Here is a 13,571-nt window from a genome sequence, read left to right as displayed (position 1 = left end):
TTATCCACAGCGGCAGCAAAAACCTTCCCTCCTCGCCTTGCCAGAACCCGGATCAACCACTACATTGCGTGCCCAGTTAGGCTTTTAACACCATATGTAGGGTCTAGCTTGTCTTCATCACGGACATGCCTTTCCTCTAAAGGCATCTCACAAGGAGACTTTTCCGGCACGCAAAGTGCAGCTCTTCTCCGTCACCGACAGCACTGAACGCTGACATAGCCCAAGTGCGCAGCTGCGGATTTTTTAGCGTCATCTGTGTGAGTGCTTTCGTTACAGCAGAACACTAGGGATTGTGGTCAGGTATCAATGACCACCCCCGCATACAAGGAAGCCCAGGAGCTGGTCAGCCACATGCGCCTTCGCACCAAAATGGTACTTCCCCTCCATGGGCGGCCTTTCCGCACATGGGGTTCGACAATGGAATGAGCACGGACTTTTTTGCCGTGCCTAAATAAACTAGAAACGTGGAGAATCTCATGCATACCGACACTTCTCGCGAGAACTCGCCGGCCAGCGTGCCGCAGAGCGCCGATTCCACCCCGGATCTGGCCGCCACCGCGCCCGGCCAGCTGCGCGTGATCAAGCGTAACGGCACCGTCGTTCCCTACACCGACGACAAGATCACCGTGGCCATCACCAAGGCGTTCCTCGCAGTGGAAGGCGGCACCGCCGCCGCCTCGTCGCGTATCCATGACACCGTCGCGCGCCTGACCGAGCAGGTCACCGCCACCTTCAAGCGCCGCATGCCGTCCGGCGGCACCATCCATATCGAAGAGATCCAGGACCAGGTCGAACTGGCTCTGATGCGCGCCGGCGAGCAGAAGGTCGCCCGCGACTACGTGATCTACCGCGAAGCCCAGGCCGCCAAGCGCAAGAACGCCAGCGCCGGCGAAATCGCCCAGCCGCACCCGAGCATCCGCATCACCGCCGCCGACGGCAGCCTGCAGCCGCTGGACATGGGCCGCCTGCAGACCATCATCAGCGAAGCCTGCGAAGGCCTGGCCGAAGTCGACGGCGCGCTGATCGAGCGCGAAACCCTGAAGAACCTCTACGACGGCGTCAATGAGAAGGACGTCAACACCGCCCTGGTGATGACCGCCCGTACCCTGGTCGAGCGCGAACCGAACTACAGCTACGTCACCGCCCGCCTGCTGATGGACAACATCCGCGCCGAAGGCCTGAGCTTCCTCGGCGTGGCCGCCAGCGCCACCCACCACGAAATGGCCGAGCTGTACGCCAAGGCGCTGCCCGCCTACGTGGAAAAGGGCGTGGAGTTCGAGCTGATCGACGCCAAGCTCAAGGGCTACGACCTGGCCAAGCTGGGCGCCGCGATCAACCACGAGCGCGACCAGCAGTTCACCTACCTGGGCCTGCAGACCCTGTACGACCGCTACTTCATCCACAAGGACGGCGTGCGTTTCGAACTGCCGCAGATCTTCTTTATGCGCGTGGCCATGGGCCTGGCCATCGAAGAGCCGAAGAACCGCGAAGACCGCGCCATCGAGTTCTACAACCTGCTGTCCTCGTTCGACTACATGGCGTCCACCCCGACCCTGTTCAACGCCGGCACCCTGCGTCCGCAACTGTCGTCCTGCTACCTGACCACCGTGCCGGACGACCTGTCGGGCATCTACAGCGCCATCCACGACAACGCCATGCTGAGCAAATTCGCCGGCGGCCTGGGCAACGACTGGACCCCGGTGCGCGCGCTGGGCTCCTACATCAAGGGCACCAACGGCAAATCCCAGGGCGTCGTGCCCTTCCTCAAGGTGGTCAACGACACCGCCGTGGCGGTCAACCAGGGTGGCAAGCGCAAGGGCGCGGTGTGCGCCTACCTGGAAACCTGGCACATGGACATCGAGGAATTCCTCGAGCTGCGCAAGAACACCGGCGACGACCGCCGCCGCACCCACGACATGAACACCGCCAACTGGATTCCCGACCTGTTCATGAAGCGCGTGTTCGACGACGGCCCCTGGACCCTGTTCAGCCCGAGCGAAGTGCCGGACCTGCACGACCTGACCGGCAAGGCCTTCGAGGAGCGCTACGAGTACTACGAAGCCCTCTGCGAGTACGGCAAGATCAAGCTGTTCAAGACCATCGCCGCCAAGGACCTGTGGCGCAAGATGCTCTCGATGCTGTTCGAGACCGGCCACCCCTGGCTGACCTTCAAGGACCCGTGCAACCTGCGCAGCCCGCAGCAGCACGTGGGCGTGGTGCACAGCTCCAACCTGTGCACCGAGATCACCCTGAACACCAACAAGGACGAGATCGCCGTGTGCAACCTGGGTTCGGTGAACCTGGTCAACCACATCGTCGACGGCAAGTTGGACACCGCCAAGCTGGAGAAGACCGTCAAGACCGCTGTACGCATGCTCGATAACGTCATCGACATCAACTACTACAGCGTGCCGCAGGCGCAGAACTCCAACTTCAAGCACCGCCCGGTCGGCCTGGGCATCATGGGTTTCCAGGATGCGCTGTACCTGCAGCACATCCCCTACGGCTCCGATGCCGCCGTCGACTTCGCCGACAAGTCCATGGAAGCGGTCAGCTACTACGCCATCCAGGCTTCCTGCGACCTGGCCGACGAGCGCGGCGCCTACTCCACCTTCGAGGGTTCGCTGTGGAGCAAGGGCATCCTGCCGCTGGACTCGCAGCAGATCCTGATCGAGGCCCGCGGCCAGAAGTACATCGACGTCGACCTGACCGAGTCGCTGGACTGGGCGCCGGTGCGCGAGCGCGTGCAGAAAGGCATCCGCAACTCCAACATCATGGCCATCGCGCCGACCGCGACCATCGCCAACATCACCGGCGTGTCGCAGTCGATCGAGCCGACCTACCAGAACCTCTACGTGAAGTCGAACCTCTCCGGCGAGTTCACCGTGATCAACCCCTACCTGGTGCGCGACCTGAAGAACCGCGGCCTGTGGGACCCGGTCATGGTCAACGACCTGAAGTACTACGACGGCTCCGTGCAGCAGATCGAGCGCATCCCGCAGGACCTGAAAGACCTCTACGCCACCGCCTTCGAGGTGGAGACCAAGTGGATCGTCGACGCCGCCAGCCGCCGCCAGAAGTGGATCGACCAGGCCCAGTCGCTGAACCTGTACATCGCCGGCGCCAGCGGCAAGAAGCTGGACGTGACCTACCGCATGGCCTGGTACCGTGGCCTGAAAACCACCTACTACCTCCGTGCCCTGGCCGCCACCAGCACCGAGAAGTCCACCATCAACACCGGCAAGCTCAACGCGGTGTCCAGTGGTGGCGACAGCGGCCTTAGCGCCGCACCGGCCAAGGCCCCGGAGCAAGCCGCCCCGGCGCCGGCCCCAGTACCCAAGGCGTGCGCCATCGACGAGCCAGACTGCGAAGCTTGTCAGTGATGGCAGGCGCGCGGATCTGAGCGGCGCGCGCGTTGTTGCCTGGCAGGTCGGCCCCCATCACGTACAGTCGTACGCTCAGGGGCTCCGACCTACCAGGCGCCTAGCGCTCACTCGCTCAGCTACGCGCTCGAAAGTCTGATAAAGCTCTAAAGCTACACAACGTTCTATCCCCTCTCCCGCTTGCGGGAGCGGGGTTAGGGAGAGGAAAAAGCTGTTCTATTGCGCCCTGTAGGAGCGGCTTCAGCCGCGCATCTCGCGGAACGACCCGCTGCTACAGCAACCAGAACAGCCCCTCCCCAAGCATTCCCGCCCCTTCTCCCCACCGGGTCGAGGGGCACCGGCCAGAGCAGCAGGCCACCCGCCGCCGCCCTGACCAGCGGTACCCGTTTTGCCCTTGCGCGCTGTACGCAACGGAACATAATCAAAACATCTGTATATCCATACAGGCCGGCCTTTCACCGGCCCTCACGCAGGAGCCAAGCCATGCTGAGCTGGGATGAATTCGACAAGGAAGACGGCGCCGAAGCAGCCGCCGCAAGCAAGCACAACCCGCAGGTCGCGGACATGAGCCTCGACAAGCTCGACCAGGCCGGCGACGCCGCCGCCCACGAAGCCCGCGCCGTCGCCGCCGACGACAGCGCCGCGGTCGCCCGCGCCAAGGCCGCGCTCGACCAGCTCGACATCCAGGAAGGCCTGGACGAACTGGAAGGCTCCGCCGCCCGCGTGCAGGTCGACCAGAAGCGCATGATCAACGCCCGCGCCGACCTCAACCAGCTGGTGCCCTTCAAATACGACTGGGCCTGGCAGAAATACCTCGACGGCTGCGCCAACCACTGGATGCCGCAAGAGGTCAACATGAACGCCGACATCGCCCTGTGGAAGAGCGCCGACGGCCTCACCGAGGACGAGCGCCGCATCGTCATGCGCAACCTCGGCTTCTTCTCCACCGCCGACTCCCTGGTGGCCAACAACCTGGCCCTGGCCGTGTACCGCCTGATCACCAACCCCGAATGCCGCCAGTACATCCTGCGCCAGGCCTTCGAAGAGGCGATCCACACCCACGCCTACCAGTACTGCATCGAATCGCTGGGCATGGACGAAGGCGAGATCTTCAACATGTACCACGAGATCCCGAGCGTGGCGAAGAAGGCCAGCTGGGGCCTGAAGTACACCCGCGCCATCTCCGACCCGCAGTTCAACACCGGCACCGTGGAGACCGACAAGGAACTGCTGCGCAACCTGATCGCCTACTACTGCGTGCTGGAAGGCATCTTCTTCTACTGCGGCTTCACCCAGATCCTCTCCATGGGCCGCCGCAACAAGATGACCGGCGTCGCCGAGCAGTTCCAGTACATCCTGCGCGACGAATCCATGCACCTGAACTTCGGCATCGACGTGATCAACCAGATCAAGATCGAGAACCCGCACCTGTGGGACGCGCAGATGAAGGACGAAGCGACCCAGATGATCCTGCAGGGCACCCAGCTGGAGATCGAATACGCCCGCGACACCATGCCGCGCGGCGTACTGGGCATGAACGCCGCGATGATGGAGGACTACCTCAAGTTCATCGCCAACCGCCGCCTGACCCAGATCGGCCTGAAGGAAGAATACCCGGGCACCACCAACCCCTTCCCCTGGATGAGCGAGATCATGGACCTGAAGAAGGAGAAGAACTTCTTCGAGACCCGCGTGATCGAGTATCAGACTGGTGGAGCGTTGAGCTGGGATTGATTTCTGGGTCCGTAGGTTTTCAACAAACATTGAAATTTTTTCACTAAATGTTGAAACGGCGCACCGAGACGGTGCGCCGCCGCTGCCCTGGGGAGGGCAGCGGCACAGCCACCTCAGGGTGGCGCGGCAGCACGGGCAAGACCATAGAGCCCAAGGAATTCGGGCATAACAGTAACTAGAAACTGATGGGGATGGCGCACGGGCGCGCCCGCTATCGAGAGATAGCCAAGAAAGGAAGGGAGAGATACAAGACCCCCGCGCGCAACCGGTGCAACGGTTGTCGGGGGGTCTTAACCGCGCTGGTGGTGGAAGCCTGCCAGCGCGGGCCGCGACTGAGGTTTGACGTCAATCGCTCTGGCATTTGGGGAAATGCGCCGAGTGATTATGGTCAAGGAACGGGCGGTGTCAACGGCTTCTCGGATGAGAGGTATACGCGATGAGCGAAACCCCCACTCCACCGCCCGGCTTCAAGGCTGTGTTCTGCATGTCCTTCAAGCACTGGCGGAGCGGTAAAGAGGTGCGTCGCAAAGATGGGCGCCCCTTCTGTTTCTTTGTGAAGCAGTAACCCGCTCAGGGGCGGCGCAAGCCGCTCCTGACTCATAGTCACCTGAAAGGACGAATGCATGACTAAGCCAAACTTCGAGAGCGACCAATTACCTAAAGGTATCCAGCGAATCTGGAGCTTGCCCGATTCCACGCTGGGCGCCCATTGGGACTCCATCGTGCTCGACGAAACGCACAAACGCCAACTGTTGTCCCAGGCCGTCGTGAATTTCACGGTCCGGTCCAAAGTGGCTCGAAGTGTTTTGCCCCTGCACGGCGTGATCCTGCTAGTCGGGCCTCCGGGCACAGGCAAGACCACGTTGGCGCGTAGTCTAGCTCACCGGGTGGCTGAGTCTTTTAACTCCAACAAGTTCCGATTGCTGGAGGTCGAGCCACACTCCCTGACCAGCTCGGCTATGGGCAAGACTCAGCGTGCAGTATCCGACTTGTTCGCCCAATCCATTGCCGAGTCGGCGGCCGCTGGTCCAACCATCATCCTGCTCGACGAAGTCGAAACCTTGGCAGCCGACCGCGCCAAGCTCAGCTTAGAAGCGAATCCGGTCGATGTTCACCGGGCGACCGATGCGGTTCTGGTGCAGTTGGACTTGCTGGCAGAGCAATACCCAAATCTGCAGTTCGTAGCAACCAGTAACTTTCCCCAAGCCGTGGACAGCGCCTTCATGTCCAGGTGCGACCTCATCATGGAAATTCCATTGCCTGGCTCCGAGGCTTGTCGGCAGATTCTGAAAGACTGCCTGAATGGGTTGGCAAAGACCTTCCCAGACGTAGGCAAGCTCATCGAGTCTCCCGAGTTCAACGCCTGCGCTGCCGAGTGCGAAGGCCTTGACGGTCGCGCCATCCGTAAAGTGGTCGCCAACGCGCTGGCGGCAAGTCCTCAGATCGCTATCAATCCGAATGCTGTGTCAATTGGAGACCTACTGCAAGCCATCAAGTACGCCAAGGCACACCGCACTCAAGGAGAGAAGCGCAAATGAGCACCGTCGCCAGCCGTACGTTTCGGAGCTCCCCACATCGCGATGCTAACGCCTCATGGAGCGCCATCGTGGAACTGCTTATCCAGGGCAGGGACGGAGAGGCTCGCCAAGAGTTGCGAGCGGTCAGCGGGATCGCTGCCAGCTTGATAACTGACCAGGCGCCTCGGACCGCCCCCATCATTGTGACCTGCGACGGGCCGCGCACACGCATTTACTGCCTTTATGACGAGGACGCCATTGAAGGTGGCGACGCGAATGAGGACACCCTGGGTTTCGACCCTCTGAAAGGCAGCTGGGCCATATCACTCCCCTGCCAGAAGGACGATTTGGAATGGGTGCAAACAGCGTTGAAGAAGCACAGCAGCCGAATCACTGCCCGAGATCTTTCCCTCGGCATTTCGACTGGCAGCGATACGGACGCCCGGGCGGAGTCGCTCACCTTGGATGTGGGAGGTTTCCTGAAATCATGAGCGCTGTTGCTACCTACTCGTACACCCATTCCGTTACTTATGTGGCTGACAATATCCTCAAGAGCCTGAAAGACATCATCCGGCTCAGCGGGCTTGATCCGTCAAATTTCGTCGAGGGCTGGTCCAGCAACCTGTTAGCTGTGAAAACTTGGCTGGATTCCGGAGACCTGGAGCGGGTTGTTCTCGAAATCTACAACCCGACGACTGACACGCTGATTACCCGTTGGGACATCGACATTGTCTACAGCTGGTCTTCCTCGGGCGATGGCAGTTTCTGGACCGACACGGAGCAGCTGCAGTACGCGATCCGCAAAGCCGGGCTTATGCCGTCCCAAGCCAAGTACCAACTGATGCTCCATACCAAGCAGGGGCGTCCGGATGTTCCCGGCTGGAGCAAGGGGAGTTACCGGTCAACTGATGGCATGGTCAAGCAGAGTCTCGGAACAACGGTCGAACACAACGGTTTGGGAGGCCAAGCCGGCTACTGGAGGCAACGCTAATGTTGACCACTGATGAAGCTTTTCGAAAATTCAAATCTCGACTGGAACTGAACGATCGCGAGCAAAAGAACGCCTCCCAACGTCAGAACGAGGTGCGTGACTATCTGGGAACGAAATTCGGTATTGCGCGCAGCTTCCTGACGGGGTCCTACGCGCGCCACACGAAGACTAAACCGCTTAAGGACATTGATATCTTCTTTGTGCTGAAGGAGTCCGAGGAGCACTACCATGGCAAGGCCGCATCGGTAGTGCTGGACGATTTCCATGCTGCCCTAGCTGAGAAGTATGGCAAGGATTCGGTACGCAAGCAGGCTCGTTCGGTCAACGTAGACTTTGGGGTAGTTATCGACGCCGAGGACAACACCGACTACCGGATTGTCAGCATCGACGCCGTGCCTGCCTTTGATACCGGTAGTGAATATGAAATTCCCGATTCCGCTTCTGGCAAGTGGATCAAGACAGACCCCGAGATACATGCCAGTAAAGCCGTCGCCGCACACCAAGCTTATGGCAGCGAGTGGAAAGGCTTGGTCCGGATGGTCAAGTACTGGAACAACAATCCCAAGCATGGCAGCGACAAGCCAGTGAAACCCTCGTTTCTGATTGAGGTCATGGCGCTGGAGTGCTTATACGGGGGATGGGGCGGTTCGTTTGACCGTGAGATCCAGGCATTTTTCTCGACGCTTGCCGACCGAACCCTTGATGCATGGCCTGACCCGGCCGGACTTGGACCGGCCATCAGCAACGACATGGATGACGCGCGCAAGCGGCGTGCACAAGAGCTTCTGCGCGCAGCGAGCAACGAGGCCTCCATTGCCATCGACCATGCGCGCCGTGGTCGCAACGGTGAGGCCTTGCGCGCCTGGCGCACCCTGTTCGGCCCCAAATTTCCGCTGTCGTAAACGCGCCAGAATCCAGGGAGAACCACATGGCCACGAAGAAAGAGCAAGCTGCCGATACCGCCTGGATGAAGGAGGCGTTTGTCGATGTCCAGGCCGAACTGGCCTTAAAAATCAAGCGAGCCACACAATCCATTGAGCATGCTGGCACTAAGGGTGCAGTTTACGAAGACCATTGGATAGAGGTATTCCGGGCATATTTACCAGACCGCTACGAAGTGGCTACGGGCTTTGTCATCGATAGCCTCGGTAATCGCAGCGAACAGATTGATGTCGTGGTTTTCGATCGGCATTTCACGCCCACGTTGCTTGACCAACAGAAGCACCGCTACATTCCCGCCGAAGCGGTCTATGCAGTGTTTGAATCTAAGCCCCACTTCGACAAGAGCTATCTTGAGTACGCTGGCAACAAGGCGGCCTCCGTACGCAAACTACATCGGACCTCGGTGGCCATAGCGCACGCCGGCGGCACCTACCAACCCAAGGCACTGTTCCCAATTCTGGCGGGGATAGTTGCGCCTAAATCCAGTTGGGTTGACGGTTTGGGCGAATCGTTCCAGAAACACCTGCCAACCAGCGAACTGGAAAGGCTCGATTGCGGATGCGCCTTGGATGACGGTGCATTTGACTTATTCGGGGGGGACCTGAAGACCGTGCCATCGGAAGGGGCCCTAATTTACTTTCTCTTTCGGCTGCTATCCAAACTGCAATCTCTTGGGACGGTACCGGCCATTGATTGGGCCGCCTATGCCACGGTAATAAATAGATAGAAATTTCAGCAATTCAGCGGCTGGCTTCTGCTATCTAGCAATTGATGCACTTTCTTGTTCGTGAGCGCGCCGCGCAAAGGCACAGATATTTTGCTTTGGGCTCCACCAGGTCGCAGGCGTTCTCCGGTTGGACAGCGGTACTCGTTGTGGGCCGCGTCGTAAATGAAGTCATCGCGACTGAAACGACCCGCTGCGGCGGCAGCTGAGGCCCTGATCTTGGGTACGAAGGCACTGATGCCCGCCGTGGCAGGCTAGGATTTCCTCGCTCTTGAAGTAGCCTCGATCAGCGACAGTGACTCCACGCCCATCGCGTCCCGCGCTTGCTTGGCCATGGCACCCAGCTTTGAAACGGTCGAATTTCGGGCGGTAGCCCCTAATCGAGGCATCATTCGCACGGAGGCTCACGTGCAGGCTTTTCGTCGGGAGTTCAATTCCTTCCTGATGCAGCTAATTCGCGCAGGCGTGCGTCATTTGCACATACATCCTGCAACCCTCCAGTGCGCAAGTGTTGAGATTGGTCGCACTCTCCTACCGAAGACCTTCGAATCAGTATTTGTCTGGGAGTGGCAAGCACCAGAGTGGCGAAACGCTCTCAGGCTCAAATAATCTCGAACGCTTTTACATGGTTTACAGTTAGCAAAGCCGTAGGTTCGAAGCCCGCCATTGTAAAGAGCAGATCAAGGCAACCGAAACGTCGCGGGTTGAGCCTGAGAAAGCCCCCTGCGACACGGCTCTTCCGCAAGGAGAGACAAAGCGCCTACCCTTCCGGTCTTCAGTGGCTGCAGATAGCAGCAACGCGCGAGGGTAGCGCAGAGCCCAAGCCGGCCCGGGTATTTAATCGAACCACTCACCGGGTGGGCTGCTACGCGTTCCAACATCTACCTCAATTACCCGGCCGAAGCTCTGAATCACACGTCACGGGATTTGTTGCCAGAAGATGGTTTGTAAACGACGTTTTGGTTTCACACCGCCACGTAGCCCAAAGCTTGGATCCTGCAGGATCACCTGCTCCAATATCAAGCTCAATAGAAAGCCAATTCCGCGCAGCCATTACGTAGCGGTTTGATCCTGGAAAAAGCATCATTTCTGCACTCAGATTTATATCTAATGCCTGCTTGCTCTTTGCCACAGAATTTAGTACGTGAAAGAAAAGGCGTTCCGTTACAGACACTAAAGAAGGATGCACCACAGCAGTAGAGGTCAGTTGCTGAATCTGTGCCCAATTCTCACTCGGCCCTACATCCTTTCGGTAGACAACGCCCCACGCCGCGACATGCACGTCACCTGAAACTATTGTCACCCGCAGTGCCTTATCTTTGGCTGTTTTGAGTAACGTATCAATAAGTCGCTTGCGCTCACCTTCATGATCATCGTGAGTCCAATGGTCCTTGAGATCATCAGCGCTACTATCTAAGACATGATCTGATCCAAAGCTATCCATGAATGCCTCGGCCAGCGACAGTTTGGGGTGAACCACAGGAACGGACGACATGAACAAAAGGTGCTGACAACCCTTGCCTGGATGCTTACGATCATTCTGATCGATGCGTGACAGCCAGACTTGCAGTGAGCTCCATGTTTCAGGGCCAAGCACCTGCTCCTGAGAACGCTCCGTTCGTAAATCCGCTACAACCAATCGCACCGGCCCCACCGCATGCGTAAAGGTAAAGCCAGGTTGCTTGTCCAGCATCGGCAATGCAAGATTGTCTGTCTTGAGCACCTCGGACCACATGATGGGCTCAAACAAAGGGTCATCAATTCGAACACTTATATCGGTTCGGCGTTTCATCTCCGGAAGAAGCTCTGCAGCATGCTGCATCTGGAACACCCAAAAAGCGCGACGAGCGTGATGAAACAATCTTTGAAACAGTGGACTACGCTGCATCTCTACACTATAAGACCCCCACCCGTCGAAAATATCGTGGTCGTCCCACATCATCACAGTCGGTATCCGCGCTAGAGCATGAGCGGCATCCAATGATTTCTCTTTCCCGCCCCAAGGGTTACGCTCTTTTGGTAGCCAGCGAACGCTGTAAAGCTTGATGTAATATGCCTCGATCTTCTGGTCAAGCGCGGCGCTCACACTATACTTCAACTGCTTATCACGAGGCAGACCAATCCATTCCTTCAAAGACTTGATATCCTCCCAAATCGAATCAAAGTAAATTTGATCCCCACCCATCAACAGCAAATGAAAGCGTTGGTTGCCTTTCCCGTGAGTTCGTGGCTCATGCCACAACTGCTCTTTGTCTAACTGATAACCTTTAGGCCGAACATTCTTATCATGATTACAGAGCAGGTCTTCCCAGACGGAGTTCTCAGACTTTATAAGCTTGCGGACACTACTTGGATCGGAGAAGCCATTACATGACACATAAGCCATACGCGGAGCATAGTCTTTACCTGGCACCGTGAAGTGCCATGATTCGCCAACACCTTCGATGCTGTATTCAACTCGTCGCTCTTCCTGTCCCTGTATACAGGAAAGGTCATAACGAAAATAGAGGCTGTTCCCATGTTTCAATAAAACCACAGGAGCTGGCGCTTGCCTCCCCTCTACTACAACTTTAGGAACTCCGACTTTTTCATCTACACCGACCAGAGCGCTAACTCTCCATTCTCCCTTCTCGGCGCCACCACGAAATGACAGAACAGGCCCTAGCAATAACTTTGTCATGATAACCCCCTATTTTTCTATTCGGCTTACAGATTAAGCCTGTTCCTTAGCAATTGCAGTGACGATCCTCGCGCGTGCCTTTGCTCGGCCAGCCATATACTGACTCTCTCCTGCCTGTTCCGACCATTCCCAAAAGCGCTGCACTGCCAGTCTTGTCTGGATAGGATCGCGACAGTTTGCAAGAAAAACAAACTGCATTTTTTGAACATTATCAGCCACATATACGCCAAATGGACTGCTGATTACGGTGGCGTCTGGAAATCCAAGGAGATTCGTGGCCTGAGTTTCGCTTACAGAGCGGTGACACGCCACAAAGTGCAACGGACCGCCGACAGAGCCAAGCAAGGATACTTCCAGGTGATCTTGCAGATGGGGCCGGCCTACCGGCTCCCGAGCAGCTGCGACACTAAAAGCGGCCGGAACGGCGTGAATTTTTGCGAGGACAGGTATGTCGCCAATCTGGATTACTAGCGACTCATTCGTTGCAGTGGAGCCAGGCCGCCCTGCCAGTGCGGCCCGAAGCTCCCCGACCATAGCCGCACTGCGCCCCGCAAAGTCCAGGCGGCTCCATTCGAGCGCGGCACCCAAGTCGAAACGCCCAGCCTTAGCCCCCTCCCCCCCGCGGCGGGTCTGAGTCAGAACAGCATCAAACAGGGCTTTATGAACCTCTTGATTCAGCTCGGAAAGAGTGGTGACTGTCCCACCACGGAAGGCAGAAGCACTATCCTTGAATGCAGAAAAACGGCTATTTCTTGCTTCTTGCGCCGGATCGGTGCTGGGCTCGCACAATGGAAGCTCGATGAGTCGAACCTTGCCAGGTGACGTTTTTAGCCCTTCTGCATATTCAGCATGGCAAATGCCAATGTCTTCACCTGTCTTAGCCCAGCCGGCGTTTCCATTGTAGAGAACGATCAAGATATCGCACTCACGAACCTGCTTCAGACATGCATCCCAACTGTCTGCAGAATGGTCTAACGCTTCTGCGTCTTCGTTGATCCAAACCTTGAACGTCTGGAATCTGAAAAGACGCTGAGCCTCAATGTCCTTTTTGAGGGAACGTCTTATCTCTGTGAGAGAGGTGCTTTCTCCGATTGAAAAAAGATCTTTGCAGCGACTCGACAGCATAACCTTAATTTTCTGACTCGTAGCCATGGCTACCTCAAAGATTTTCTGGAATTTATATTTATCTGAAAGAGGTCAACTGAGTTCAGATGCGTAGTCCTATGGTACAACCACCAGCGCCTGCTGAGTTCAATCGGATATATTCCACCTGCGGAGGCTGAGGCAAACCTCCACCAGCAACAAGTAGGTCAGGCCATTGCGGCCTGACTCCAATAGCCCCTCCTCCCAGCGACACTCAAGTTGCCTGTGGTAGCCCTGTAGAGCCTCCTGACTACCCCCCCCCGCAACCGGTGTGAAAATACCGGTCACGAGTTAGCGAAATAAGCGGTCACGTTCACCGAAATCCGCATCTTCGGAAGTAGCCCTGGGTAGTTACCTGGTTTGCTTTCGTACGTGCCCAAACAGAGCCTGGATCGGGTGGGGAATAACCCGCCCATCTTGGCGCTTTACCTGGCTGCGGCACGAATAAGGAAATCCT

10 protein-coding genes and 1 pseudogene are annotated in these 13,571 nt (G+C 57.7%); 8 read left to right on the top strand and 3 right to left on the bottom strand.

The features are described 5' to 3' along the window. The first annotated feature begins 476 nt into the window (after positions 1 to 476). From ACIGFL_RS06080 to ACIGFL_RS06050, 7 genes are all read left to right on the top strand, one after another. Complete coding sequence (locus ACIGFL_RS06080; RefSeq protein ID WP_397496462.1) at positions 477 to 3,383, top strand: ribonucleoside-diphosphate reductase subunit alpha; 2,907 nt, start codon at positions 477 to 479, stop codon at positions 3,381 to 3,383. Positions 3,384 to 3,866: 483 nt separating this feature from the next. Continuing rightward, a complete protein-coding gene (locus ACIGFL_RS06075) occupies positions 3,867 to 5,117 on the top strand; it encodes a ribonucleotide-diphosphate reductase subunit beta (protein ID WP_397496461.1) in 1,251 nt (416 codons plus the stop codon). 623 nt (positions 5,118 to 5,740) lie between these two features. Continuing rightward, entirely contained in the window at positions 5,741 to 6,655 is a 915-nt protein-coding gene (locus ACIGFL_RS06070) for an AAA family ATPase (RefSeq protein ID WP_397496460.1), read from the top strand. A 68-nt stretch (positions 6,656 to 6,723) separates the two neighbouring features. Beyond that, a complete protein-coding gene (locus ACIGFL_RS06065) occupies positions 6,724 to 7,125 on the top strand; it encodes a hypothetical protein (RefSeq protein ID WP_397496459.1) in 402 nt (133 codons plus the stop codon). Further along, complete coding sequence (locus ACIGFL_RS06060; protein WP_280282332.1) at positions 7,122 to 7,625, top strand: HORMA domain containing protein; 504 nt, start codon at positions 7,122 to 7,124, stop codon at positions 7,623 to 7,625. The genes ACIGFL_RS06065 and ACIGFL_RS06060 overlap by 4 nt, the downstream gene beginning before the upstream one ends. Continuing rightward, entirely contained in the window at positions 7,625 to 8,527 is a 903-nt protein-coding gene (locus ACIGFL_RS06055; protein ID WP_397496458.1) for a CBASS oligonucleotide cyclase, read from the top strand. The genes ACIGFL_RS06060 and ACIGFL_RS06055 overlap by 1 nt, the downstream gene beginning before the upstream one ends. A 26-nt stretch (positions 8,528 to 8,553) precedes the next feature. Further along, the gene (locus ACIGFL_RS06050; protein ID WP_397496457.1) at positions 8,554 to 9,294 is read left to right on the top strand and encodes a DUF6602 domain-containing protein; all 741 of its coding nucleotides are present in this window, start codon (positions 8,554 to 8,556) and stop codon (positions 9,292 to 9,294) included. A gap of 113 nt (positions 9,295 to 9,407) precedes the next feature. Here ACIGFL_RS06050 and ACIGFL_RS06045 read toward each other — a convergent pair. Then, a pseudogene (locus ACIGFL_RS06045) lies at positions 9,408 to 9,638 on the bottom strand (IS5/IS1182 family transposase); the annotation flags it as partial. Here ACIGFL_RS06045 and ACIGFL_RS06040 point away from each other — a divergent pair. Continuing rightward, the gene (locus tag ACIGFL_RS06040) at positions 9,625 to 9,900 is read left to right on the top strand and encodes a hypothetical protein (protein ID WP_397496456.1); all 276 of its coding nucleotides are present in this window, start codon (positions 9,625 to 9,627) and stop codon (positions 9,898 to 9,900) included. The pseudogene ACIGFL_RS06045 and the gene ACIGFL_RS06040 overlap by 14 nt on opposite strands. Positions 9,901 to 10,177: 277 nt before the next feature. On the opposite strand, the gene ACIGFL_RS06035 is transcribed toward ACIGFL_RS06040, so the two are convergent. Both ACIGFL_RS06035 and ACIGFL_RS06030 read right to left on the bottom strand, forming a co-directional pair. Further along, the gene (locus tag ACIGFL_RS06035; protein WP_397496455.1) at positions 10,178 to 11,971 is read right to left on the bottom strand and encodes an alkaline phosphatase family protein; all 1,794 of its coding nucleotides are present in this window, start codon (positions 11,969 to 11,971) and stop codon (positions 10,178 to 10,180) included. 33 nt (positions 11,972 to 12,004) lie between these two features. Next, on the bottom strand, positions 12,005 to 13,123 hold the full coding sequence (locus tag ACIGFL_RS06030; RefSeq protein WP_397496454.1) for a DUF4062 domain-containing protein: 1,119 nt from the start codon (positions 13,121 to 13,123) through the stop codon (positions 12,005 to 12,007). Between the last annotated feature and the right edge of the window lie 448 nt (positions 13,124 to 13,571).

It is taken from the genome of Pseudomonas sp. NPDC077649, from assembly GCF_044542855.1.
Classification (GTDB): Bacteria; Pseudomonadota; Gammaproteobacteria; order Pseudomonadales; family Pseudomonadaceae; genus Aquipseudomonas.
The sequence above is the reverse complement of the archived record's forward strand: the minus strand, read 5'-3'. Positions and strand labels throughout refer to the sequence as shown.

What these genes read in the sequence shown, in the direction of transcription:
- ACIGFL_RS06075 (WP_397496461.1), top strand. Translation starts at nt 3,867, where the DNA reads ATGCTGAGCTGGGATGAATTCGACAAGGAAGACGGCGCCGAAGCAGCC.
- ACIGFL_RS06070 (WP_397496460.1), top strand. Translation starts at nt 5,741, where the DNA reads ATGACTAAGCCAAACTTCGAGAGCGACCAATTACCTAAAGGTATCCAG.
- ACIGFL_RS06080 (WP_397496462.1), top strand. Translation starts at nt 477, where the DNA reads ATGCATACCGACACTTCTCGCGAGAACTCGCCGGCCAGCGTGCCGCAG.
- ACIGFL_RS06055 (WP_397496458.1), top strand. Translation starts at nt 7,625, where the DNA reads ATGTTGACCACTGATGAAGCTTTTCGAAAATTCAAATCTCGACTGGAA.
- ACIGFL_RS06050 (WP_397496457.1), top strand. Translation starts at nt 8,554, where the DNA reads ATGGCCACGAAGAAAGAGCAAGCTGCCGATACCGCCTGGATGAAGGAG.
- ACIGFL_RS06040 (WP_397496456.1), top strand. Translation starts at nt 9,625, where the DNA reads ATGGCACCCAGCTTTGAAACGGTCGAATTTCGGGCGGTAGCCCCTAAT.
- ACIGFL_RS06030 (WP_397496454.1), bottom strand. Translation starts at nt 13,123, where the DNA reads ATGGCTACGAGTCAGAAAATTAAGGTTATGCTGTCGAGTCGCTGCAAA.
- ACIGFL_RS06035 (WP_397496455.1), bottom strand. Translation starts at nt 11,971, where the DNA reads ATGACAAAGTTATTGCTAGGGCCTGTTCTGTCATTTCGTGGTGGCGCC.
- ACIGFL_RS06060 (WP_280282332.1), top strand. Translation starts at nt 7,122, where the DNA reads ATGAGCGCTGTTGCTACCTACTCGTACACCCATTCCGTTACTTATGTG.